Genomic DNA, 24,988 nt, shown 5'->3' on the forward strand with positions numbered 1-24,988 from the left:
TTTGAAGGGCACCAAATGTTGACTCTGGTTGCTTATAAAAATAAATCTGCGAGAATCTTTTTGATCTGCGGGAGAAATCAATAGATATACGCTAATAATTTCCAGTTGATTTCCTCGAAAAATAGTAAATTTCATGAGCACCAAAATTTAACCACATAACCATCCAACAAAATCCTAAACCCTTTCTTCTTTATTTTGTTAATTAACCAAACCCCTCAATCATGGACAAAGAAAAATTAATACAAGAGGCTTATCTCGTATCACATACAATTGAAGAGAATGGAAACTTCCCTAACAATGCCAAATTACCTCTAATGATATATAAGGGTGCTTTTTTAATTCATCCAGATGATACAGATGAAGTAATTAAAAAAGTTTTTGCGCAAAATGGCTATACCAATGCCTGGGTTGATGGTATTTTCGATTATCAACATTATCATAGCAATACCCACGAGGTAATGGGTGTTTTTTGCGGTAAAGCTGAAGTACAGTTTGGAGGCGATCATGGTGTTTGCATCGAACTGGATAAAGGTGATGTTGTCGTTATTCCTGCTGGAGTTGCGCACATGAAACTGAATTCAAGTGAAGATTTTACAGTAGTTGGTGCCTACCCAAACGGGCTTGAATATAACATAAAATATGGTAAGCCTGAAGAACGACCAGAGGCAGATGATGACATTGCAAAAGTGAAAAATCCAGATAACGATCCTGTTTATGGTAGCAAGGGTCATTTATTTGAGTGCTGGTATAACCAGAATTGCGCAAATGTTTAAAACTCTTTCTATTTAACCGTCTAAAATTCTTTAATTTTCGGGTTTTAAATACACTATCCTTAATATTAATGAATTTTAGATATTTCTGTTCAGCTTTAGCGCTCTCTGTTACCCTATTTACTGCCTGCAACACCAAAAAATCGGAAGAAAAAAAAGCTGCCGATGCAAAGATCCGTGTAAAGGAAGATGATAAAGCAGATAGCCTTTTAATCGCCTACGACCCTGCCAAAGGTGATAAGTGGATCGCCGATTTTGTACAAAACCTACATAAAAAGTACGGCTTCAATGGGAATATGCTTGTTGCTAAAGATGGCAAAATTCTGTACGAGAAAGCGATAGGTTGGGCCGATTACTTGCATCGCGATAGTTTGAAAATTTCTTCTGAATTCGAACTTGCCTCCATTACCAAAACGTTCACTGGAACCGCTATTATGCAACTGGTCGAGGCCGGAAAACTTTCGTTAGATGATAACGTCAAAAAATTCTTCCCAAATTTTCCTTATGATGGAATTACAGTAAAACTATTGCTGACACATCGTAGTGGAATGATGAATTATGTTTATTTCATTGATGACATTTGGCGTAAGGAAAAACGCAACATGAAAAAAGGGGTGAGTAACCAAGAAGTAATGGATGTGATTGCAGAACGCAAGCCAAATCGTTATGTGAAACCTGATGATCGCTTTCACTATAACAACTCCAATTTTATGGTATTAGGGGCAATTATTGAGAAAGTAACCGGTCAACGTTTTTCTCAATATATGATGGAGCATATTTTCAAACCTGCAGGGATGAAAAATACTCACGTTTACAGTACGACTGAATATGAAAAAATTCCTGTTGATGTAGTCGGGCATGATCGCAATAGCTTTAGATACTCTGTTGCCCAAAACTTTTTAGACGGACCAGTTGGTGATAAGGGAATTTACAGCACTGTTCATGATCTGGTGCTTTATGATAAGTATCTAAAAAATGGAAGGTTACTTAGCAAAAAAAGTACTGACTCATCTTATGTTGGTCGCAACAAGCCTGTTAACGGGCACTTTAATTACGGCTATGGATGGCGGATGTTTGATGGGGAAAAGATGGACAAAGTAGTTTATCATACAGGCTGGTGGCACGGTTTCAGACATATCTACGTTCGCGATCTTGACAAAAATATTATTGTAATTTTTCTGGGGAATTTGACCAACGGAAGTTTAATGCATCTTGATGATTTATACAAACACCTGGGCATGCCGATAATCAGAAAAGGTGCCTACCACGGCAATGGCAGCTTGCCAGGAAGCGATGAAGATTAAATAATCTAAACCTCGCAGGTTTCAAAAACCTGCGAGGTTTTTTTTATAATAGCGTTCGAAAACAATTTTAGGTAAATTTAACTTATTAATAAAACAACAAATTATGTTCGATAAATTATTAGCAGCGCAACAAAAAGCGGAAGAAATTAAAAAGCGTTTAGATACTATTTCTGTTTTTGGAGAGGTGGAGAACGGCGCCATAAAGATTACAGCAACCGCAAACAAAGCAATAACAGGCGTTTCAATTAATGAAACATTTTTGGAAAATGCAGATAAAGAAGAGTTAGAAGAATTGTTATTAACGGCAATTAACAAAGCTCTGGCTAATGCCGAAGAGGTTAGTGCTACAGAAATGCAAGCCTCAGCCGCAGATATGTTAGGTGGTTTGGGCGGAATGTTTGGTCAATAAATTAAGTTTTTTACTACTTCTAAATTTATATTCACCTTCGATAAACGCGTTATGACATTTACTTATTACGGCCAATCTTGCTTCCTTTTAGAGGCAGATGGAAAAAAATTTCTTTTTGATCCTTTTATAAAATCAAACCCTTTAGCGAAAGATATTGATACCTCTAAAATTGAGGCTGACTATATTTTAGTTAGTCATGGTCACGGCGATCACGTTGCAGATTTAGTTGAGCTGGCCAACCAAACCGGTGCAGAGGTGATTGCAATGGTTGAAGTAGCCAAATGGATTAAAGAACAAGGGATCGAAAAGGTAACTGATATCAATTTTGGGGTTCAGAAGCTTTCTTTTGGTAAGCTGCGTACAGTTTGGGCGGTGCATAGCAGTTCAAACCCCGATGGTAGTTACGGTGGCAACCCTGCTGGCTTCGTGTTGGAGTTAGGCGGAAAACAGATCTATTTCGCCGGCGATACAGCATTAACTATTGAAATGAAACTCTTGGCTGATTTGTACAAGTTAGATTATGCCATTTTGCCTCTTGGCGGTCATTACACCATGGACGTTGATGATGCGATCATTGCAGCAAAATACATTAACTGCGATCAAATCATAGGTGTTCATTACAATACTTTTCCTCCGATCAGCATTGATGAAGATGAGGCTGTATCAAAATTCAAGAGAGAAAGCAAAACCTTATTGTTGCCAAAAGTTGGAGAAACAATAGCATTGTAAAAATAGTAAGCCACAGATTTGCAGATCTTTTATTAACTGGAAATTTGTGGCTTATTTAAATTCTGATAAAATAAAAAAGGGTTCCGATTTTACATCAGGAACCCTTTCAAATTATAAAACTAAACCTAATTCTTTTTAGCGGCAGCTTTGTTTGCTTTGTAACGCATGTCAGCTGTTCCATCTTTTTTTGTTGGACCAACAACTTTCGTTACAGCTTTTGTTTTATTTTCTTTAAAGCGCATATCTGGTGTTCCATCAGCTTTCATTTTTGCAGCGGTGGTAGTCGTTTTAGTTTCTACCTTTTTAGCTTCCGATTTTACACCTGCTTTTACAGGTGCAACAGTAGTTTTTACTTCTTTTTTAACAACTGTTTTAGCTTTAGCTGGCGTTGCTGCTGGTGTTTGTGCAAATGCTGTAGTTAAACCAAATGCTGCGATTGCGATTAAACTCAATAATTTTTTCATGTCTTTAATTTTTTTTTACTCGTTTATTTGTTGATATAAAATTGATTAATCGGGATGAAGTTTTAATGAAGATAAGAATAAAATTTCTTAATGTGCAGCAAGCCAATTATCTCCTTCACCAATTTCAACAACGATTGGAACCGTTAATTTAATCGCATTTGCCATTTTATCTTGAATGATTGCTTTCATCACCTCTTTTTCAGATTTCAATACATCAAACACCAACTCATCATGTACTTGCATGGTCATCGTTGATTGTAGGTTTTGCGCTTTCATTTCTTTGTGAATATTGATCATTGCAATCTTAATCATATCGGCGGCAGAACCTTGAATTGGTGCGTTAATGGCATTTCGTTCTGCAAAACCACGTACGGTTTGATTTGCAGAATTAATATCACGCAAATACCGCCTTCTGCCCATTATGGTTTCTACAAAGCCATTTTCACGGGCGAAGTTCATCGTATCGCTCATGTAACGCTTAATACCAGGATATTGAGTGAAATATTGTTCGATAATGTCAGCAGCCTCTTTCCGCGGAATACCTAAGTTCTGCGAAAGTCCGAATGCAGATTGGCCATAGATTATTCCAAAGTTTACGGCCTTTGCATTTCTGCGTTGCGTACTGTCAACCTCTTCAATGCTAATTCCATATACTTTTGCGGCGGTAGCGGTGTGGATATCGATATTTTTGCTGAATGCATCGAGCATGTTCTCCTCTTTGCTAATTTCAGCAATAATCCTCAACTCAATCTGCGAATAATCCGCAGAAAGCAGAATGTGGTTTTCATCACGGGCAATAAAAGCCTTCCTTACTTCGCGACCGCGTTCAGTGCGAATAGGGATGTTTTGTAAATTCGGATTGTTAGAACTCAACCTCCCTGTGGCGGCAACAGCCTGATTATAGGATGTGTGCACTCGTCCCGTTTTCGGATTTACCATTAAAGGCAAAGCGTCTACATAAGTCGATTTCAATTTTTGCAACTGGCGAAAATCCAGGATATCTTTTACGATGTCGCTTTTACTGGCTAAGGCGGTAAGCACATCTTCGCCGGTTTGGTACTGACCTGTTTTAGTTTTTTTTGCTTTAGGGTCTAATTGAAGTTTATCGAATAAAACTTCTCCCAATTGTTTTGGAGAGGCTAAATTGAATTTTATCCCTGCTTTATCATATACATTTTGTTCAAATTTAATGATATCGGTTTCCAGCTCTTTTGAGTAGGCGATAAGGGTGTCAATATCAATCCTTACACCTTCTTTTTCAATGTCAGCAAGAACATAAACCAATGGATTTTCAATTTCCTCTGCTAATTTGGCAGCATTAAGTTCTTTCAATTTCGGCTCAAAAATATGGGCCAGCTGCAGCGTTACATCGGCGTCTTCGGCAGCATAATCTACCACATCAATCACTGGAACATCACGCATGGTTAATTGATTTTTACCTTTTGCGCCAATCAATTTGGTAATGGAAATTGGCGAATAACCTAGATAGTTCTCAGAAAGTACATCCATCCCATGACGCGTATCCGGATCGATAAGGTAGTGAGCAAGCATGGTATCGAACAACTTTCCCTTTACTTGCACACCGTACCATTTCAGTACTAATATGTCATATTTTGTGTTCTGTCCGATTTTTTCTATCTGCTCATTTTCAAGCACCACCCTAAACTCATCAACTACCGCCTGTGCTTCTTCTCTTATTGCCGAAACGGGAATGTAATAGCCAGACCCTGGTTTTATGGAGAAGGATAATCCAACCAGCTCAGCCATGTTAGCGTCAGTGCCAGTCGTTTCTGTATCAAAAGAAATCCTTTTTTCAGCTAGCAAAAGCTTAATTAAATCTGCTCTTTGCGCTGCCGTTTCTACTAAAACATAATCATGCTCGGTATTTTCAATCGTTTTGGCCGGAAGTTTTTCCGCCGGTTCTTCTTCAATGGTATCGGTATATTGAATCGCTTCGCCAGATTGATTTCCGAAAAGATCAGTTTGTGTTCCTTCCTGAAACCTCGCTGTAGTTACTGAAAATTCATCTCCAAAAACCCGTCTGCCGAGTGTTCTAAACTCCAGTTCGGTAAACAATGGTTCCAATAAATCGCGACTAGGGTCGCAAAGTTCTAAGCTGGCTTCATCTAACTCGACAGGTACATCAAGCTGAATTGTGGCTAATTTTTTTGAAATTAATCCTTGCTCCGCAAAATTCTCTACATTTTCTCGCTGCTTACCTTTGAGTTCGTGTGAATGCGCAATAATATTCTCCATCGAACCATACTGCTTGATGAGTGCTTTCGCAGTTTTTTCACCAATACCAGGGATTCCTGGGATGTTATCAACGGCATCTCCCCATAAACCTAAAATATCGATAACCTGCAGTACGTTTTCTATTTCCCATTTGGTTAAAATCTCTTTCACACCCAAAATTTCCATTCCATTACCCATACGAGCTGGTTTGTAAATGAAAATATTTTCTGATACCAGTTGTGCAAAGTCCTTATCAGGCGTCATACAAAAAACCTGATAACCTTTTTGTTCTGCTTTTTTGGCCAATGTTCCGATAATATCATCGGCCTCATAACCATCGGAAGTAATTACCGGGATATTAAAGCCGGTAATTAGTTTGATTACAAAAGGCATGGCGGCTGCTAAATCTTCAGGCATAGCCTGCCGATGAGCCTTATATGCTTCGAAAGAGGTGTGTCTTTCTGTAGGGGCTTCGGTGTCGAAAACCACGGCAATATGTGTAGGTTTTTCTTTCTTTAATACATCCAGCAAAGTATTGGTAAAGCCCATAACGGCCGATGTATTTATTCCTGTGGAGGTAAAACGGGGATTTTTACTCAACGCAAAATGTGCCCGGTACATCAGCGCCATCCCATCTAAAAGAAAGAGTTTTTTATTCATATGATAAAAGTAACCAAAGTTCCCCATAACCGTAAACAGGTTTTTCAACAAAAAACAAATTCTTTTATTGAATTAATGTATTTTCAACATCATCAATAAAAAACGCTTTATGAAAACATTCCCTACGCTGATTTTTTGTCTGATTATTGGCTTTGCAAAGGCTCAGCTTCCTTCCGATTCGCTAATTACTTACATCACTTTTGAAAATTTAAAAGGCTATAGCAAAGGCTATGGAACGTCGGTAGAAAGACCGATCGCCACTGGTGCATTTACTAATCTTGCAGATAGATCTTTATTGAAATTGCGCATGGCCAAATTGGAAAGTTCGTTTAGGTGGCCAAACGGTACTGCAATTGATTTTACAAGTAGATCGAGCACCGCTGGTAAGTCTGGAATTGTAGACCGTTATACCTTAACTAATCCTTCTACCAAAGAGCAGGTTGTGCTATATGTTGATCCTTACCATACTGATTCCCTTTACTACATTCCTGAAGGATTGGTATTGGTATCGAAAGAGATGTTGGCACGGGAAATTGCACCACATTTACTTAAAATTGAAGCAATAACTAAAACAGCTGATGTTTTTGTAGATGCCAAGCAGTTGATAAATGAAGAAATGCAGTACCTCAATATGAAGGTAGGAATTGCTTCTTTTGTAGACCGAGAGAATTTAATTAAAGTATTTTCGGATACGCAGGCAGATAATGATTTGAAAAATTTTCTCTTTAATATTTACGTGCTTAATAAATTTTATGCCCTAGGTAAAAATCTATCGAATGCTAAAGGTTATGCTTATGGTAAAATGAAAGATGCTTTTTTAAACTTCCAACAAAAACACAGCGATATAAATGCTGGTAACATTAAAATTAACTTGAATTAATACATTTCAATAATTTGTAGCGTTATTTGTGAGAAGCACAGTCACGATGAAAATTTTATTAAGTATTCTTTTATTTCTCTCTGTTGGTACCGGTTCCTTCGCTCAGGATTTCATTCTTAAAAATAATGATGATGTGATCCGTGGTACTATAAAAGGTACCGATTATTTCTCTGTATTAATTAGTGCAAATGACGAAGCTGATGTTATACTTCCAGCGAAGGATGTAAAGAATTTTTTCTGGAATGGCGATAGCTACCTAAGTAAGGGCTTTGCTAATGGCCGTAATTTTGAATATCGTTTTGTGAAAGTGATTGAATTGGGAGCCGTTAACCTTTATGCTTTCGGAGGAGGAACTTTGATGCCACCGACAAAAGATAAAAAAGTAAGGTTTAGGCCTTCAGTTGGTATTGGAACTGGAACAGGTGGATTTGGAGGCATGGGAATGGGTGGAGGAATCAATATTGGTGGAGGAAGAAGTGCAGCGCCAGAGCGACCAGCCGGAGCACCTGCTGTGCGTTATTTTATTGAAAAGCCAGGTGCTGGTCCGTTACAGGAAGTACCCATGAAAGCCATTACCGATGAAGATAAAAAAGCAAGCGTGAAAACAATTTTGCTTCAAAAAATCGGAGATAATGAGAGTATAAAAGCTAAAGTGGAGAATAGTGTATCGTTTGATAGTCGCGAAGTAATTGAGTTGATCAAAGCGTACAACTCCACGAAAAAATAGCTGCTCTTATCTGGCGCAACAGTTTAATAAATGATCATTGACCATTCCGGTGGCTTGCATAAAAGCATAACATATGGTGGTTCCAAAAAATTTGAAGCCACGCTTTTTCATGTCTTTGCTAATGGCATCAGATAATTCTGTTCTGGCAGGAACGTCACTCATCTTTTCTATATTATTTTCGATAGGTTTTCCAGCAGGAATAAATCCCCAGATGTAGCTTGAGAAGCTCCCAAATTCCTTTTGTATTTCGATAAATAATCTGGCATTCGTAATCGCACCACTTACCTTTAACTTGTTCCTGATGATGCCCGGATCGTTCAATAGCCGTTCTACATCTTGATCATCAAAAGCTGCTACTTTGCCTACTTCAAAGTTCGCGAACGCATTCTTGTAATTTTCTCTTCTTTTTAGAATGGTAATCCAACTTAAGCCGGCCTGTGCTCCCTCCAACAGTAAAAACTCAAATAATATTTTATCATCATAAACAGGCTTTCCCCATTCTTCATCATGGTATTTTACGTAAAGTGGGTCGGAAGTTGCCCAGGAGCAGCGTGTTTGTGAGTTTTGAGTTTGTAGTTGGGAGTTTTGCATAAAAGTATAATTTGCCAATGATTTATTTATAAACCGATCGTCATCTCGACTGAAGCGCAGCGAAATGGAGAGATCTATCTAAGCAGATTTCTCGGCTGCGTTGCACTCCGCTCGAAATGACGACTTTGTGTATTGTGATCGTTCTAGGAAATATCACTCTAAACACCCATCTCTCAACTACCTAAAAGTTCATCCCAATACTCTACCGCTCTTCTATAATGTGGAATAACGATACTGCCACCTACCAAATTAGCGATCATGAAGATTTCGTTCATTTCATCACTGTTTACGCCTGCACCATAACATTTCCCTAAGTGATATTTAATGCAATCATCGCAGCGCAAAACCATTGAAGCCACCAGGCCTAACATTTCTTTTGTTTTGACGTCAAGGGCACCTTCGGCATAAGAAGTGGTATCCAAAGCGAAGAAACGTTTGATGTTTGTATTGGCAGTTTCCATTATTCTATCGTTCATTTTTTCACGATAGCCGTTAAATTCTTCTACTAACTTTCCCATAATAATTTTTGAATGATTGAATTTTTGAATGATTAAATTTTGATAATTGGAAATTCCAAATTGGAAACTGAGAATTGAAAACTGAAAACTGAAACTGGCTATTCCTCCAAATCCATCGGATTCCAGAATACCTTTTTAAAATTAACTACCTTATCATTTTTCACTTCTACACCTTCTTTCAACAGCAATTCCTCCATCAGTTCTGGCGGGTCGAAATGAAATTTCCCCGTAAGCAAACCACTGCTGTTTACCACCCGGTGGGCAGGTACTTTCGGATGTGCGGTGCCAGCATAACTCATGGCATGCCCAACCATTCGAGATGATTTTGCGGCGCCTAAACTCTTCGCAATAGCGCCATAAGAAGTCACTCTTCCTTTCGGAATTAAGCGGGCAATCTCATACACCATTTCGTAAAAGTTGGTATCCATTATTCGAATGAAAACTGAATGTAATTAATATTTTTATCGTGAAGCAAATACTTCTTTTCGTAATAAGTTTTAATCGATAACACGTTATCTGCTAAATCAGATGTGTACAAATGATCAGTATTTTTATGTACAACCAGGTTTAGTTCCTCCACTTTTTCACAAGTGTAGGCATAAAGCTGGTCGTTATCCGTTTTTAGATTTACCTTACCACCTGGTTTCAAAACTGTTTTGTAGCGATTTAAAAACACGGGGAAAGTTAAGCGTTTTTTCTCTCTGCTGTCTTGTGGTTGAGGGTCGGGAAAAGTAATCCAGATTTCGTCGATTTCTCCCTCAGCAAAATAATCCAGCAAATTCTCGATTTGAATTCTTAAAAACGCAACGTTGTCAATTCCTTCTTCAATGGCGGTTTTTGCCCCACGCCAGATACGGTTGCCTTTATAATCTACACCGATAAAATTTTTCTCAGGAAATAATGTTGCCAAATTTACCGTGTATTCGCCTTTGCCACAAGCCAGCTCCAGTACAACGGGATTTTCATTTTTGAAATGTTCAGCAGCCCATTGGCCTTTAAGCGCTTTCCCTTCCTCTAATTGATATACGTTTGCAAAAGTTTCTATCTCTGCAAAACGTCTAAGTTTATCTTTACCCAAAAGTTTTTTTTCGGCAAATTTACAATTAAAACATTTATCCAGAGTTGTTTTTCCTGCCATAATGATTCCTTTTCAGTTTATCAATCGTATTTTTGCAGATTATTTAAAAGCAATACATTGGAAAAGAGCGCTAAAATATACATTGCTGGCCACCGTGGTATGGTTGGTTCGGCAATTCTCCGTAAGCTGGAAGCAGAAGGTTTCACTAATTTGATCACCAGAACTTCTGCTGAATTAGATTTAAGAAATCAACATGCCGTAACCGAGTTTTTTGATGCAGAAAAACCAGATTATGTGTTTCTTGCTGCGGCCAAAGTAGGCGGTATTGTAGCCAATAATACTTACCGGGCAGACTTCCTGTATGAAAACTTAGCCATCCAAAATAATGTAATTCATAATGCTTATTTAAGTGGTGTTAAGAAATTGATGTTTCTAGGCTCAAGCTGTATTTATCCAAAATTGGCGCCACAGCCGTTAAAGGAAGATTACCTTTTAACCGGCACATTGGAGCACACCAATGAACCATATGCCATTGCTAAAATTGCAGGGATTAAAATGTGCGATGCGTATCGTGATCAATATGGATGTAATTTTATCTCGGTAATGCCAACAAATCTCTACGGCTATAACGACAACTACCACCCTGAAAATTCACATGTTTTGCCTGCGCTAATCAGGAAAATCCATGAGGCGAAAATTAATGACCATCAAAGCGTTTCGGTTTGGGGTTCGGGTACCCCGATGAGGGAGTTTTTATTTGCTGATGATTTAGCTGATGCCTGTTTCTATCTGATGCAAAATTATAGTGAGCCTAACCTGATCAACATTGGCACAGGCCATGATCTTACCATAAAAGATTTAGCGCTGCTGATCAAAGAGGTGTTGCAGTTTGAAGGTGAGCTTGTATTTGACTCTTCAAAACCTGATGGTACCCCGCGTAAATTAATGGATGTAACTAAACTGCACAATTTAGGATGGAAGCATAAAATCGAATTGAGAGAGGGGATTGAATTGGCCTACCAGGATTTTCAAAGCAGGTATTAAATCAAGCTATATTTTTTGATAGTTAAAATTGATATATTTGAAGAAATTAATCAATTTTAACTATAATGACTTTAGTTCAGCTTGAATACATTGTTGCGGTAGATACTTACAGAAGTTTTGTTATTGCTGCAGAGAAATGTTTTGTAACGCAACCGACATTAAGCATGCAAGTGCAAAAATTGGAGGAATTGCTAAGCGTTAAAATCTTCGATAGAAGCAAACAGCCAGTATCTCCAACTGAAATCGGTGCGCAAATAATTGCACAAGCCAGAATCATTTTACAGGAAAGTGGAAAGGTAAAAGAGCTCATCAATAGCCAGCAACAAGATGTACTTGGCGAATTGCGAATCGGAGTTATACCTACCGTGGCCCCATACTTATTGCCTCAGGTAATTTCAGCAATGCTGGAAAAATACCCTGAACTAAAACTCCTCATTTGGGAATATACCACCGAAGATATTATTCATCACTTAAAAACAGGTGTACTGGATTGTGGGATTTTGGCCACTCCTTTAACAGATGCTAACATTATCGAATCGCCATTGTATTACGAAAACTTTGTAAGTTACATTAGCAAGAACAGTAAGCTTTACAAAAAGAAAGCTGTGGATGCTGAAGACCTTAACGATGAAAACATTTGGTTATTAAATGAAGGACATTGTATGAGAAACCAGGTGTTGAACATTTGCCGATCAACAAAAAACAATAGATTACAGGGTTTGGAATATAATACTGGCAGTGTAGAAACATTGGTGCGGATGGTAGATTTAAACGGTGGTGCAACATTGCTACCCGAATTGGCCATTGCAGAATTAAATGCCAAACAAACTAATAAAATCCGTCATTTCAAATCTCCAGAACCTGTAAGGGAAATTAGTTTGGTTACACACAAAAACTTCATTAAAATGAGAATGTTGAATGCCTTGAAAGAAGAGATTTTAGCCATTATCCCAAAAACAATGAAGCAAAAAAAGAAAAAAGACATAGTAGGAATTTAAACATGACTTGTTTTTTGAGGTTTCGAAAATCCTTCTTCTTTCTATAAATAGCCGTTAGCGGCTGGCTCATTTAGAGAAGAGTTACATAATGCTCACTTCTAAATTTTTATTTCAAAAGCATTAATCATCTGCATAGCTTGCTACAACCTATTGTATTAAATTAATTACTTGGTTTGGTTTTTGTTTTATTCGCTTATTACTTATTAATTTAGCCGTCACAACAAAACAACGTGAAAAAGAATATATTCCTAATTGTAATATTATGTATAGCTGCATATTCAGCTCATGCGCAAAAGCCTACCTATCTAGAAATGTTAGCCAATCAGCCCAAATGGGTTGATTCTGTTTTTAAAAAACTTAATCGTAGAGAAAAGATTGCCCAAATGTTTTTCGTTCGGGCGCATACCAATCTAGGTCAGAAATATACCGATTCGGTAGGTTTGGTAATAAAAAGAGAGCAGTTGGGAGGAGTAATATTTTTCCAGGGCGGACCAGTAAGGCAAGCCCGTGCTACAAATGCTTACCAAAAAGTAAGTCGTGTTCCTTTAATCGTGGCAAATGATGGCGAGTGGGGTTTGGGTATGCGTTTGGATAGTACTATTTCGTTTCCCTACCAAATGACGCTTGGAGCTATCCAGAACAAGGATTTGATTTATAGAATGGGGCAGGAAGTGGCCAAAGATTTTAAGCGAATGGGCATGCAAATGAACTTAGCTCCTGATGCTGATATCAATAATAATCCAAAAAATCCTGTAATCAATTATCGCTCGTTCGGTGAGAATAAATATAATGTAGCAACTAAAACCGGCGCTTACATGAAAGGGATGCAAGATGGCGGTTTACTAACCACCTTAAAACATTTCCCTGGCCATGGCGATACGGATGTAGATTCGCATTACGATCTTCCTCAACTTACCTTTACAGCGGCTCGCTTGGATAGTTTGGAGATGTATCCTTTCAGAGAACTAATTAAGCAAGGTGCATCAGGTGTGATGATTGCTCACATGAATATTCCGTCTTTAGATAACACCCCAAATCTACCATCAACACTGTCAAAACCAATCGTTACGGGGATTTTGAAGCAACGTTTAGGTTTTAAGGGCTTAATTATTTCTGATGCCATGGATATGAAAGGCGTAGTGAAATATTTCAAAAATGGTGAGGCTGATTTGTTGGGCATTATTGCAGGAAATGACATTCTAGAGCTTTCTGAAAACAGCGACAGAGCCATAACCTTAGTACGTAAAGCGGTAAGGCAAGGTAGAATCGACATGAAAGCCATTGATGAAAGTGTGAGGAAAATATTAACTGCGAAATATTGGGCAGGTTTGGGCAGCAGAGATTCGGTGGTTACCCAAGGGATTGTTGCGGGTGTAAATAGAGGCACAAGTACTGCATTGGTGCAGGAATTGGCCAATGCGTCGGTTACTTTACTTAAAGGAAAAGACTACATTAAAAATATGGTGCCAATTAGAAGGACAGCCATTATCAGTATTGGTGTTCCATCGGTTACCAGATTCCAAAAAGAGATCTCAAAAGGATTTTACAACTCTGTTTATTACGTTTTGGATAAGGATGCAACGTCAACTCAAATATCTAACGTAGCTAGAGAAATTGGCGCTTTTGATCAGGTAATTGTAGGAATTCACGACAGTAGAGCCAGACCAGGAAATAACATTCCATTAAACGCAGGTGTAAAAAATTTCATTAAGGAACTTTCAACAAAGAATACCATATTTTCTCTTTTTGCAAATCCCTATAACTTATCTGCTTTACCAGGCCTGGAAAACAGCAAAGGTTTAATAGTGGCTTACCAAAAAGAAGACTATATGCAAGTTTCGGCAGCTGCGGTAATTAATAACCGTTTGGTGCCAAAAGGGAAGTTGCCAGTAAGCATTTTGCCTAATTATAAGTTTGGTGATGGATTGTAGGTTGGGATAAACGGGGATTAAAAAAATTGCTATTTCTTAATTGAACTTAACTATTGTAGATAGGATTAGTTACAGATGATTACCTGCATTACGCCGATATTCATCTTTTGACTAATATCTGCCTTAGTTTAATGAGCATTTTCTTTCATTGATTTCCCTACCAGCAGCTATAATTTTTATCTTTGTTTTGAGAAAATTTGCAATCAAATGTCAGAAAGTTACATCGCCGAACAAATCTTCAATAAAGAAGATTTTACTTTACGTTCATTATCAAAAGCAGAATACGAAAACTGTAAATTCATTGGTTGTAATTTCTCTAGCTCCGATTTAAGTGGTGTAAAATTCCTCGATTGCGAATTTATTTCTTGTAACCTAAGCTTAGCGAACTTAACCAAAACAACATTTAATGAAGTAAGCTTTAACGATTGTAAAATGCTCGGTTTGCGCTTCGAAAGTTGCAATGATTTTGGTTTAGCTTTCCGCTTTAATAATTGTAAAATGGATCATTCTTCCTTTTATAAACTCAAAATAAAAAAGACCGAATTTATAAATTCACAACTCCACGAAGTTGATTTTTCTGAATGCGATTTATCTAATTCCATTTTCGATAATTGCGATTTATTGAGCGCAACTTTTGATAAAACGATTCTAGAAAAAGCCGATTTTAAAACGTCGTATAATTATTCTATAGATCCGGATAATAATCGGATAAAAAAAGCTAAATTTTCTCAATCCGGCTTAGCGGGCCTTCTTACTAAATATGATATTTTAATCAGCCAGTAGATAAAAATAAAAGCTTCCAAAAATTAAGAAATAATTCTTCGCTAAAATGTTACACTTCTTTTGATGTAACCTGAAAATATTGTAAGTTTAAAGTTTTTTAAGCGAGGTAGCTTAGAAAAATTTTATCCCCATCAATGTTACGCGTCGATAGTTCTAAACCTTGTAAAGTGGTGTACTCTTTGTGCAAACATGAGTATTTAGGCTATTTAATTGAGCCTCATATTGTTCAATTGAATCCACAAGGTGATTTCTCATTTACCTATCAACGAATTTTTACCCATACCGCAGAAGAATTTGCAGCTTGCTTAACTGAAATCGACTATAAGCTAATTAAGATTTTGGATGATATAGAGCAAGATTCTGTAATCAAAAAATACTATAAAAAGCTAATCAGACCTACCGAGTTTTTCACCAAAATCTTCGATGTTAAATTCTATGATAGTGTTCGCCCTAAAATAGAAAAGAAACTTGCCGAAGCACTCGAGATATTAAAGGTTAAAAATGAGCTTTACGTAATGGATAAAGACGGGTGGCCAGTTGAGCGTAAAATCGAATTGGCTGCCGAACCTGCTTCAATCCTTTTTCACTTCCGTAGAAATGAAACCGAAACAAGGTATTTCCCTACCATAAAATATCAAAACCTCCGCATCGAATTCATGTTTAAGGAGGCGCAGATTATTAGTAACAAACCTGCCTGGTTATTATTAAATGATGTACTTTACTTTTTTGATCAGGATATAGAAGGAAAAAAACTACAGCCATTTTTAGCAAAACGATACATTGCTATTCCGAAAGCTACCGAGGCAACTTATTTTGAAAAATTTGTTGCTCCACTTATCGAAAAGCACCATGTTTACGCCGAGGGTTTTGAGATCAGAACAGAGCAGTTTGAGGCAATTCCAATTATAAAGGTTTTATATGTAGATGGCGGCTTATCGCAAATTCAGTTATATTTTAAGTATGGCGAATATACCTTTCCTGTCGAAAATGCACACCGAGTAACCGTTCGTTTAGAGAAGACTGATGACAACTATATTTTCCATCGTATAAAACGTTCAGCAGATTGGGAGAAGAAACAATACAACTTACTTTTATCACTAGGGTTAAAAAAAACAAGCTCGCTTTTTAGTAATTTAGAGGTTGCTATAGAAGAAGAAAACCCGAGTTATGCAGCCATAAATTGGGTGAACGAGCATATCGAAATTTTGCTTGCCGCAGGCTTCGAAATAGAACAAGCCACAGGACAAAAGCGTTTTGTTTTCGGAGCCAATAAAATTGATTTAGAGGTAAAGGAAGGTAACGATTGGTTCGATATCAACGCCGTAGTTTGGTTCGGTAAATACCAGATTCCTTTCCTTTCATTAAAACAACATATTCTACACAAACGTAGAGAGTTTTTGCTTCCCGATGGAGAGGTAGCCATCATCCCAGAAAAATGGTTTACCCAATACGGAAGCCTGTTTAGCCTTGCCGAAACTACCGGTGGGATAAAGTTAAAAAAGCATCATATTGGTTTAATAAATGATTTGGCTGAAGACAGTTTGGCGAATGTAACTTTAGAACGCAAACTACAACGATTGGTAGATTTTGAGGATATCGCCGATACACAAATGCCAGTTAATTTTAAGGGCAGTTTACGCGATTACCAAAAAGCTGGTTACAATTGGTTTAGCTTTTTAAGGGAATATAACTTTGGTGGTTGTTTGGCTGATGATATGGGTTTGGGTAAAACCATCCAAACGCTGGCTATGTTGCAAAAAGTAAAAGAAGATGATCAGGCTGCGGGATTACAATCTACTTCCTTGATTATTATGCCTACTTCGTTAATTTATAACTGGCTTACCGAGGCAAAAAAATTTACCCCAAAGCTGAAAATTTATGCCCATACGGGTAGTAATCGGAATAAAGATGTAGCCAAGTTTGCTAGCTACGATATTATTATTACCACTTACGGTGTGACCAGGGTAGACATAGAAGAGTTAAAAAACTTTTACTTCAATTATGTTATTTTGGATGAAAGCCAGAATATTAAAAATCCGGCTTCTAAATCATTCAAATCCGTTCGAAGCTTGAAATCTAAACACCGACTGATTCTTAGCGGTACCCCAGTAGAAAATTCAGTAGGCGATTTATGGTCGCAGCTTACCTTTTTAAACCCTGGTTTATTGGGTACGCAAGCCTTTTTTTATGATGAATATGTACAGGCCATCGAAAAAAAGAAGGATGAAGAAAAAGCACGAAAACTCCAGTCTCTAATAAAACCTTTTGTACTTCGCAGAACCAAGGAACAGGTGGCCGCAGAATTACCTCCAAAAACCGAGCAGGTAATTTATTGCGATATGAGCGAAGATCAGGCTGCGTATTACGAAAAAACCAAATCTGCCTACCGCAATGACTTACTGGAGAGTATGGATAATGGCACTTTTGCACAAAAACAGGTTCAGCTTCTGCAAGGTTTAACCGCACTGCGCCAACTGGCTAACCATCCGGTAATGATCGATGGAACCTACGATTCTGATTCAGGCAAGTTCGAAAACGTAATCCATACGCTTGATAATGTGTTAAAGGGAGGACATAAAGTGTTGGTGTTTTCTCAGTTTGTAAAACATCTGGATATATTTAAAAAGCACTTCGAAGCAGAACACATTCCTTTTGCGTATTTAGATGGTGCAACCCGAAATCGCGGTGAGATTGTTTCGGAATTTCAACAGAATGAAAATTTAAAAGTGTTTTTGATTTCTATCAAAGCTGGTGGGGTAGGTTTAAATCTTACTCAGGCAGATTATGTCTTCATCCTGGATCCATGGTGGAATCCTGCGGTAGAACAGCAAGCCATTGATAGAACACACCGGATTGGGCAAGATAAAAAGGTTTTTATTTATAAATTTATTGCGAAAGATACTGTTGAGGAAAAGATTCTTGCGTTGCAAAATCGCAAAAAGTCTTTGGCCAATTCATTAATTACCACCGAAGAAAGCTTCTTTAAATCGCTTAGTAAAGATGATATAAAAGATTTATTAAGGTAATCCTAAAACTCTATCAAAATCAATTTGTTATATCCTAGAATTTAAAATCTACGATCATGACAAATGAAAATTTAAATACAGCCTTGAATAATGTTAAAGAGGCTTGGAAGTACCCAGAATTATTTCAAAACACCTCACGTTCTGAGCGCATATTATCTGGGGTGGTAGGTTCCTACCTTTTGTTTAAAGGTTTAACCAGCATTTTTTCTCATCCGGTAATTGGGGCTACAGGCGCAGCAGTTGGTGCCGGATTATTATACCGCGGCATTACAGGTTATTGCCCTGCCCGCGATTTGGCAGAACAGCAGCAAGATTTGGATTTAGAATCAAATGATATCGTGATTAAAGAAACCATCATTTCTACAGAGTTGTAGTAATAAATTCAATACGAAACTTTCATTTCTTAATAAACTGGTTAACTTTAAATGTTAATCAATAACTATGAGCAAGTACGCATTATTTATTATCCCAACTTTACTAGGCATGTCAGCAATTGCACAGGAAAAGAAGATAGATCCAGCCAAAGACCCTAAAACTACCGAGGTTTGGGAACCCGTTCCTAAAGTTGTTTCACCAGGTCAACTCCCTCAAAATGCACCTTCGGATGCCATTATATTATTTGATGGTAGAAACCTGGATGCATGGCATTCGGTAAAAGACCCTACAAAACCTGCCGCCTGGACAATAGACGATGGTTTTTTTACTGTTAAAAAAGGTACGGGGAATATCGAAACGAATAAAAAGTTTACCGATTATCAATTGCATATGGAATGGAAAATTCCTGCAAATATTACTGGTGAAGGACAAGCGAGAGGCAATAGCGGAGTGTTTTTAGCGTCGACTGGAGGTGGTGATGACGGTTATGAAATTCAGATTATGGATGCTTATAACAACAAAACCTATGTAAACGGCCAAACTGGAAGTGTTTACAAACAAGGCACTCCGTTAGCCAATGCAAACAAGAAACCAGGAGAATGGCAGTACTACGATATCATCTGGAATGCACCTCGTTTTAATGAAGATGGTTCGGTTAAAAAACCTGCAAGTGTAACTGTTTTACTAAATGGTGTACTATTGCAAAACAACTTCGTACTTAAAGGAGAAACCAGGTACATTGGTGCGCCAGAATATAAAGAGCATGGTCCAGCATCAATAAAGTTGCAAGATCATGGCGATCCTAGTCCGCCGATTAGCTTTAGAAATATTTGGGTTAGAGAATTATAGACCTAGAAATTGAAACCTGCAAATGTGAACTTGCAGGTTTTTTTATTGCCTTCGTTTTGAGGATGATTAGTTCAGCATGCCGAAAATTGCTATTTCGATGGAAGGTTTCTTTTTTCCTGCAATATGTCGAGATAATCTTCCATATCGATCATTTCTGCACCCAAACTCAAAAGATGATCATTAGGGATTTGACAGTCAATTAATTCAACATTTAATTTGCTTAAATGAATTAAGGCAACTTTCGAAGCGTTACTGACATGGCTAAACATACTTTCGCCACAAAAAACATGATTAATTTTTAGGCCGTATAATCCGCCTACCAAAGTATCTTTTAACCAAACTTCAATACTGTGGGCAAAACCTTGTTCGTGTAAATTGATGTAAGCTTTTTGCATTTCATCAGTAATCCATGTGCCATCCTGGCCTTTACGTGGTGTATTGGCGCAATTTAAAATTACATCAGTAAATGCTTTATCAACAGTAATTGCAAAAGTTTCAGCAGCTAAAACTTTTCTCATGCTTTTACTGATATTTATTTTATCGGGATAAATTACACATCGTTCATGCGGGGCATACCATAAAATAGGATCGCCCTCGCTAAACCATGGAAATATCCCATTTGAATACGCGTTGAGTAATCGATCTACACTTAAATCACCACCAATTGCCAGTAAACCATCGGGTTCAGCTAACTTAGGATCAGGGAAACCATAGTCATCTTCAAGGAGTTGAAAAAACATGTGCGAAAATAAGAAAGAAAACAAACATTAAACCCTTACGTTTATTTTATGTCATACTGTTAAATTGTCCATTATGAGCGCAAAAGATAATTTCATCAAAGTAAAGCATCTTTACAACCGTGCAGGCTTCGGTATTTCATATCCTGATTTAAATAAGCTAAGCAAAAAGAACATCAACAAAGTAGTTGATGGGTTACTTGAAGAACCTAAAAAAGACGATGCCATCACTTTGGTAAACGATGGCGAATCGAGAAGGCAAATGCTGGTTCAAGCTGGCTTGTACGCGAAAAAAGATTTAACTGATGATGAAAAGAAAATGCGTAGGGAGATTGTTCAGATGCAGAATGAGGTCAGTCGCGATTTGAATATTGCCTGGGTGAGTAAGATGATCAATACTGATAGCCCATTGCGAGAGAAGATGACACTGTTTTGGCATGGACATTTTGCCTGCCGGAGCAATAACCCGATGTATGCACAACAACTCAACAACATACAGCGTCAACATGGTTTAGGAAGCTTCAGAACACTTTTAATTGAAGTTTCAAAATCACCTGCGATGTTGCAGTATCTCAATAACCAGCAGAACAAAAAAGGTAAACCGAACGAAAATTTTGCCCGTGAATTGATGGAGTTATTTACTTTGGGAAGAGGTAATTACACGGAAAATGATATTAAAGAGTCGGCCAGGGCTTTTACCGGTTGGACCTACGATAAAGATGGAACTTTCTTTTTTAGAAAGAACCAGCATGATGATGGTACCAAAACCTTTTTCGGTAAAATTGGAAATTTTGAAGGCGAAAATATCATCGATATTATTTTGGATAAACCTGAAACGGCAACTTTCATCAGCAGAAAAATTTATAGGTTTTTTGTAAATGATACTCCTAATGAAGAACACGTTAAAGAATTGGCAAACCATTTTTATAACGCTAAATACGATATATCCGAAATGATGCGGAAATTGTTTACCGCCGATTGGTTTTACAGCCCGGAAAATGTGGGTACTAAAATTAAATCGCCTGCCGAGTTTTTGATTGGTTTAAGTCGCGAATTTTTTGTTACCTACAATAAACCGCAAGTACTCATTCAACTCCAAAGTAGTTTGGGGCAATACCTATTCAATCCACCAAACGTGGCAGGTTGGCCAGGTGGGCAAAATTGGATTGATAGCTCATCGCTGATGCTCAGAATGCGGATCCCTTCGTTGGTTTTAAATGATGGCGAAATCGATTTTAGCGGTAAAGCCGATCCGGAAGATGAAGCTGTAATTGCATTGAGCAGAACTGCTACAACCATGGCTAACAACACCAAGAAGCCAAAATCGTACGTAAATGCCCAGGCCGATTGGCCAAAATTTTTAGATACTCTACCCAAAGGATTAACTCCTGTGGAGCTTACGGAATTCTTGTTGCAACCTAAATTGAACGATAAAATAACCAGAATGGTTGCCGATAATAAGGGTTTACGAAGCACAGCTGTAGAAATTACAAGCATGCCCGAATATCAACTTTGCTAAATCATCAATTAAAAAATAAGAAGATGAACAGAAGAAACTTTTTAAGAAATACAGGTTTTGTAGCAGCAGGTTCGTTGTTTGTGCCTGCATTTATGAAACCACTTGAGGCGATGGCGCTTGATGAGCTAAGTTTATATAAAAATTTGGTGGTGGTGCAGCTTTCTGGTGGGAATGATGGCTTAAATACCGTTGTTCCATTTGGAAACGATATTTATTATCAGAAACGTAAGGGCATTGCTATTAAACCAGAAGAGGTGATTAAGCTGAATGATATGCAAGGTTTGAATCCGAATATGCAGGCACTGCAGGAAATTTACGATCAAGGCTGGATGACGATTATCAACGATGTTGGGTATCCAAACCCAGATCGTTCACATTTCCGTTCGATGGATATTTGGCAAACAGGAAGTGATAGCAATCAGTTTTTATCTACCGGTTGGATAGGAAGATACCTCGATAGCAATTGCCAAACCTGTAAATTTCCTTACACTGCCATAGAGGTTGATGACTCACTTTCTTTGGCGATGAAAGGACACACCAAGAAAGGAATAGCGCTCAAAGATCCAGCGGCTTTATATCGCAATACTAACGATCCTTTTTTTAAGGCCATGCTGAAGAGCGATAAGGAGCATTTGGATGAAGATAATTTAGGTTATTTGTACAAGACTATGATTGAGACACAATCATCGGCAAGTTACATTCAAAATACGTCTAAAATTTACCAATCGAAATCCACCTATCCTCAAAGTGGTTTTGCAAACCAATTGAAAACGGTATCCAAATTTATATCATCTGGATTGAAAACCAGGGTATATTACGTTTCTCTGAGCGGTTTCGATACACACGTTAACCAAATAAACCAGCAGGGAAATTTGCTGAAACAATACAGCGAAGGCATGGCTGCGTTTTTGAAAGACTTAAAATCGAACAATAAACTGGAAGATACTTTAGTGGTTACTTTTTCGGAATTTGGCCGTCGCGTAGAGCAGAATGCAAGTAACGGGACAGATCACGGTACCGCAAATAATATGTTCGTTTTTGGCGGAAGATTGAAAAAACAGGGGATATTTAACAGCGCTCCGAATTTAAGTGATTTAGATACTGGCGATTTGAAATATCAGCTGGATTTTAGACAGGTTTACGGCACCATTTTAGATAAATGGCTGGATGTAAACAATGCAGATATTTTAAATAAGAAGTTTAACACCTTAGATTTTATTTAAAATTTAAAAAAGTTCAGAAGAAATTTTTAAACCTAATTCATAAGCACAGCAAAAATTTCGGTCATGTTAACAAAAAGAGCTAATTAAAATTGGATTGGCTCTTTTTGCTTAAATTATGGAGACTTTAAATGACCAGAAAGCCTCAGATTTTTGGTGTGCTATTTTCTTTTAAGTACATACACGGGCCTGCTACTGTCGGCTCCAGTTTGTTCGGAAAAGACTTGAAAAAGCTCGTATCCATAAGATTTAACTTTATTCAAAAAATCCATCGCAGATTTAAATTCCATCCTTTTTCCATCATCATCTTTAATAAAACTGTCTTCTACATATTGTACATTTTGCCCATAATCTACAGCGATAAATACTTTCTCGGAGAATGTTCTGGAAATAGGTTTAAACTGAATGTAATCCGTTTTTAATTCGCTCAACCTGAGTCCACTTACAGTTTGGGCTTTTGCAATACTGGTTGCGAAGCAGGCGGCAAGTGCCGACGCAATTAATAATTTTTTCATGATTTGTTTCTTTTGTGTGTGAGTGTAAATTAATAAGAATCAATCAATGAAAAAACAGAAATCAATTTCGCAGTGTAACATTTTAGGCCAATATATATCTTAACCTAAAAAATTGAATGAACTTCTTAGGCAATATCATCTGGATTATTTTTGGCGGAATTTTTATATTTTTCGAATATATTATTGGTGGTTTAATCCTATGCTTAACCATTGTAGGTATTCCTTTCGGCATCCAGTGTTTTAAGTTTGCCATTGTTGGGTTAGCTCCGTTTGGCGTTAAAATCACCGATACTTCATCTAACACAGGTTGTCTATCTACCATCATGAATATCCTTTGGCTGGTTTGTGGCGGTTTTTGGATTGCGCTAACGCATTTGTTATTTGGCATTTTATTCTGCATTACCATTATCGGGATTCCTTTTGGCAGGCAGCATTTTAAATTGATGAATTTGGCTTTCACGCCCTTTGGTAAGTCAATTTCGTAAAAGGCTGCAGGTTTTGGTTACTAGCCCCGATTGTAATGGAATGCCCGAAGCGTAGCGAGGCATGAAATGAAAAGCGGGAACAAATTACCCAATGAAAACAAGATATTGCGCTCCAAAAACTATTGTATTAAACCAATTTTTTTAGAGTGCGCAATGGCCTCATTACTATTTTTAAATAAGCAGGCACAAACATTTTTCGCTTCTATTTTCTGAAGTAGTTCGCGGGTTTCATTTTCTTTTTCAGGACGAATATTTCGAATGTAAACCGCTTCGATATTTTTTGGATATTTTTCAACAATGGAGGCATATATGAATGGATCCTGCTGTGAATTATCGCCAAAAAAAATAAACTTTTGGTTCGGAAAGGCATCCAAAATACGCATTACCCGGAGCAATTTACCTTCATGACCAGTTTTACCGGTTTTAATTAAATCGCTCCAGCGTTTTAAAGTGTTCAGTAAAAAAGCACCATCTGGCAATTTGTTAAACTTAAATGTTTCCACCAAATAATCGTAAAGGTTCCATTCGCTGCTGCTTACATAAAAAAAAGGATTAGGCTGGTTCTTTTCGGTATGGGATAACGCTAGCTGCTGGTAATGACTGGAGGCATCTGGAAATGTTTTTCTGGTGTGCGGATTTTTGATAAAAAGTTCTCTCAACCTTCTTCCGATAGTAGCCGAGTGTGAAATCATAACGGTATCATCAATATCAGAAATGAAAGCATACTGTGTAATGTGCGGTACATAAACTTTGCCCTCGTTAGCAGCTAAAACCTGGTTATTTTCATCTAAAGCTTCAACTTTTAAAAAATGCCAGCCCGCTTCTACATCGTGTAGCGCTTCCCATTCAAATTTAAAGAAACCATCTTTTTCAGTTTTATTGTAAATGGTTTGATCGAAAAACTGCAACCTAATGTTAACTAAAGGATAGGGTTTTAAGATGAAAAGTTTCAGTAGATGAATAATATTTACGAAAATATTGTTGCTGTAAATTTGAGATGTTTTAGCCCTTTTTTTAAAAACATGGCCGTAAACTACGAGGTTATGTTTGTGGCCATAGCCATGGTAAATTTTTACGCTTACAGATTTATTCATCGAAGTTAAAACAGAGTGAATTAAAAGTTGTTTGTGAAGTAACGCAT

Annotated in this window: 25 protein-coding genes; 16 read left to right on the forward strand and 9 right to left on the reverse strand. The window is 37.5% G+C overall.

The features are described 5' to 3' along the window. Positions 1 to 221: 221 nt before the first annotated feature. The 4 genes from ACZZZK_RS15310 (at position 222) to ACZZZK_RS15325 (ending at position 3,212) form a co-directional block, all read left to right on the forward strand. Positions 222 to 773 (forward strand): cupin domain-containing protein, encoded by a 552-nt coding sequence (locus tag ACZZZK_RS15310; RefSeq protein ID WP_463484897.1) that lies wholly within the window; start codon positions 222 to 224, stop codon positions 771 to 773. Between the two features lie 68 nt (positions 774 to 841). Further along, positions 842 to 2,074 (forward strand): serine hydrolase domain-containing protein, encoded by a 1,233-nt coding sequence (locus ACZZZK_RS15315; RefSeq protein ID WP_463484898.1) that lies wholly within the window; start codon positions 842 to 844, stop codon positions 2,072 to 2,074. Between the two features lie 103 nt (positions 2,075 to 2,177). Continuing rightward, complete coding sequence (locus tag ACZZZK_RS15320) at positions 2,178 to 2,483, forward strand: YbaB/EbfC family nucleoid-associated protein (RefSeq protein ID WP_056848259.1); 306 nt, start codon at positions 2,178 to 2,180, stop codon at positions 2,481 to 2,483. Positions 2,484 to 2,534: 51 nt separating this feature from the next. After that, on the forward strand, positions 2,535 to 3,212 hold the full coding sequence (locus ACZZZK_RS15325) for a metal-dependent hydrolase (RefSeq protein WP_463484899.1): 678 nt from the start codon (positions 2,535 to 2,537) through the stop codon (positions 3,210 to 3,212). A 125-nt stretch (positions 3,213 to 3,337) separates the two neighbouring features. Here ACZZZK_RS15325 and ACZZZK_RS15330 read toward each other — a convergent pair whose 3' ends face one another. After that, on the reverse strand, positions 3,338 to 3,676 hold the full coding sequence (locus ACZZZK_RS15330) for a hypothetical protein (RefSeq protein WP_463484900.1): 339 nt from the start codon (positions 3,674 to 3,676) through the stop codon (positions 3,338 to 3,340). Positions 3,677 to 3,763: 87 nt separating this feature from the next. Next, complete coding sequence (polA, locus tag ACZZZK_RS15335; RefSeq protein ID WP_463484901.1) at positions 3,764 to 6,571, reverse strand: DNA polymerase I; 2,808 nt, start codon at positions 6,569 to 6,571, stop codon at positions 3,764 to 3,766. A 109-nt stretch (positions 6,572 to 6,680) separates the two neighbouring features. Between polA and ACZZZK_RS15340 the strand changes: the two genes are divergently transcribed. After that, positions 6,681 to 7,451 (forward strand): hypothetical protein, encoded by a 771-nt coding sequence (locus tag ACZZZK_RS15340; RefSeq protein ID WP_463484902.1) that lies wholly within the window; start codon positions 6,681 to 6,683, stop codon positions 7,449 to 7,451. A 46-nt stretch (positions 7,452 to 7,497) separates the two neighbouring features. Then, the gene (locus tag ACZZZK_RS15345; RefSeq protein ID WP_463484903.1) at positions 7,498 to 8,178 is read left to right on the forward strand and encodes a hypothetical protein; all 681 of its coding nucleotides are present in this window, start codon (positions 7,498 to 7,500) and stop codon (positions 8,176 to 8,178) included. Between the two features lie 6 nt (positions 8,179 to 8,184). On the opposite strand, the gene ACZZZK_RS15350 is transcribed toward ACZZZK_RS15345, so the two are convergent. From ACZZZK_RS15350 to trmB, 4 genes are all read right to left on the reverse strand, one after another. Continuing rightward, positions 8,185 to 8,769 carry a DNA-3-methyladenine glycosylase I gene (locus ACZZZK_RS15350; RefSeq protein ID WP_463484904.1) on the reverse strand — a complete coding sequence of 195 codons (585 nt, stop codon included), beginning with the start codon at positions 8,767 to 8,769 and terminating at the stop codon, positions 8,185 to 8,187. 173 nt (positions 8,770 to 8,942) lie between these two features. Next, on the reverse strand, positions 8,943 to 9,287 hold the full coding sequence (locus tag ACZZZK_RS15355; protein ID WP_463484905.1) for a carboxymuconolactone decarboxylase family protein: 345 nt from the start codon (positions 9,285 to 9,287) through the stop codon (positions 8,943 to 8,945). 98 nt (positions 9,288 to 9,385) lie between these two features. Continuing rightward, complete coding sequence (locus tag ACZZZK_RS15360; RefSeq protein ID WP_463484906.1) at positions 9,386 to 9,715, reverse strand: MGMT family protein; 330 nt, start codon at positions 9,713 to 9,715, stop codon at positions 9,386 to 9,388. Further along, positions 9,715 to 10,365: a tRNA (guanosine(46)-N7)-methyltransferase TrmB gene (trmB, locus tag ACZZZK_RS15365; protein ID WP_463486297.1), complete on the reverse strand. Its 651-nt coding sequence runs from the start codon at positions 10,363 to 10,365 to the stop codon at positions 9,715 to 9,717. Before trmB ends, ACZZZK_RS15360 begins: the two co-directional genes overlap by 1 nt. Before the next feature lie 117 nt (positions 10,366 to 10,482). On the opposite strand from trmB, the gene fcl reads away from it, so the two are divergent. The 7 genes from fcl (at position 10,483) to ACZZZK_RS15400 (ending at position 19,371) form a co-directional block, all read left to right on the forward strand. Beyond that, positions 10,483 to 11,409 (forward strand): GDP-L-fucose synthase, encoded by a 927-nt coding sequence (fcl, locus tag ACZZZK_RS15370; RefSeq protein WP_463484907.1) that lies wholly within the window; start codon positions 10,483 to 10,485, stop codon positions 11,407 to 11,409. 65 nt (positions 11,410 to 11,474) lie between these two features. Further along, positions 11,475 to 12,407 (forward strand): LysR substrate-binding domain-containing protein, encoded by a 933-nt coding sequence (locus ACZZZK_RS15375; protein WP_463484908.1) that lies wholly within the window; start codon positions 11,475 to 11,477, stop codon positions 12,405 to 12,407. 230 nt (positions 12,408 to 12,637) lie between these two features. Then, positions 12,638 to 14,338 carry a glycoside hydrolase family 3 protein gene (locus tag ACZZZK_RS15380; RefSeq protein ID WP_463484909.1) on the forward strand — a complete coding sequence of 567 codons (1,701 nt, stop codon included), beginning with the start codon at positions 12,638 to 12,640 and terminating at the stop codon, positions 14,336 to 14,338. Positions 14,339 to 14,545: 207 nt separating this feature from the next. Beyond that, complete coding sequence (locus ACZZZK_RS15385) at positions 14,546 to 15,121, forward strand: pentapeptide repeat-containing protein (RefSeq protein ID WP_463484910.1); 576 nt, start codon at positions 14,546 to 14,548, stop codon at positions 15,119 to 15,121. A 134-nt stretch (positions 15,122 to 15,255) separates the two neighbouring features. After that, positions 15,256 to 18,147, forward strand: coding sequence for a DEAD/DEAH box helicase (locus tag ACZZZK_RS15390; RefSeq protein WP_463484911.1), 2,892 nt, complete (start codon positions 15,256 to 15,258; stop codon positions 18,145 to 18,147). 56 nt (positions 18,148 to 18,203) lie between these two features. Next, the gene (locus tag ACZZZK_RS15395) at positions 18,204 to 18,521 is read left to right on the forward strand and encodes a YgaP family membrane protein (protein WP_463484912.1); all 318 of its coding nucleotides are present in this window, start codon (positions 18,204 to 18,206) and stop codon (positions 18,519 to 18,521) included. 67 nt (positions 18,522 to 18,588) lie between these two features. After that, the gene (locus ACZZZK_RS15400) at positions 18,589 to 19,371 is read left to right on the forward strand and encodes a 3-keto-disaccharide hydrolase (protein WP_463484913.1); all 783 of its coding nucleotides are present in this window, start codon (positions 18,589 to 18,591) and stop codon (positions 19,369 to 19,371) included. Between the two features lie 89 nt (positions 19,372 to 19,460). On the opposite strand, the gene aat is transcribed toward ACZZZK_RS15400, so the two are convergent. Further along, the gene (gene aat / locus ACZZZK_RS15405) at positions 19,461 to 20,111 is read right to left on the reverse strand and encodes a leucyl/phenylalanyl-tRNA--protein transferase (protein WP_463484914.1); all 651 of its coding nucleotides are present in this window, start codon (positions 20,109 to 20,111) and stop codon (positions 19,461 to 19,463) included. A gap of 73 nt (positions 20,112 to 20,184) precedes the next feature. On the opposite strand from aat, the gene ACZZZK_RS15410 reads away from it, so the two are divergent. Both ACZZZK_RS15410 and ACZZZK_RS15415 read left to right on the forward strand, forming a co-directional pair. Next, the gene (locus ACZZZK_RS15410; RefSeq protein WP_463484915.1) at positions 20,185 to 21,627 is read left to right on the forward strand and encodes a DUF1800 domain-containing protein; all 1,443 of its coding nucleotides are present in this window, start codon (positions 20,185 to 20,187) and stop codon (positions 21,625 to 21,627) included. A 23-nt stretch (positions 21,628 to 21,650) separates the two neighbouring features. Continuing rightward, positions 21,651 to 22,850: a DUF1501 domain-containing protein gene (locus ACZZZK_RS15415; protein WP_463484916.1), complete on the forward strand. Its 1,200-nt coding sequence runs from the start codon at positions 21,651 to 21,653 to the stop codon at positions 22,848 to 22,850. 158 nt (positions 22,851 to 23,008) lie between these two features. On the opposite strand, the gene ACZZZK_RS15420 is transcribed toward ACZZZK_RS15415, so the two are convergent. Further along, positions 23,009 to 23,362 (reverse strand): hypothetical protein, encoded by a 354-nt coding sequence (locus ACZZZK_RS15420; protein ID WP_463484917.1) that lies wholly within the window; start codon positions 23,360 to 23,362, stop codon positions 23,009 to 23,011. Positions 23,363 to 23,478: 116 nt separating this feature from the next. Here ACZZZK_RS15420 and ACZZZK_RS15425 point away from each other — a divergent pair, with 116 nt between their 5' ends. Further along, positions 23,479 to 23,847 carry a YccF domain-containing protein gene (locus tag ACZZZK_RS15425; protein WP_265798565.1) on the forward strand — a complete coding sequence of 123 codons (369 nt, stop codon included), beginning with the start codon at positions 23,479 to 23,481 and terminating at the stop codon, positions 23,845 to 23,847. A 119-nt stretch (positions 23,848 to 23,966) separates the two neighbouring features. Here ACZZZK_RS15425 and ACZZZK_RS15430 read toward each other — a convergent pair whose 3' ends face one another. Next, positions 23,967 to 24,941 carry an App1 family protein gene (locus ACZZZK_RS15430; protein WP_463484918.1) on the reverse strand — a complete coding sequence of 325 codons (975 nt, stop codon included), beginning with the start codon at positions 24,939 to 24,941 and terminating at the stop codon, positions 23,967 to 23,969. Between the last annotated feature and the right edge of the window lie 47 nt (positions 24,942 to 24,988).

The organism is Pedobacter sp. AC163, from assembly GCF_979258665.1.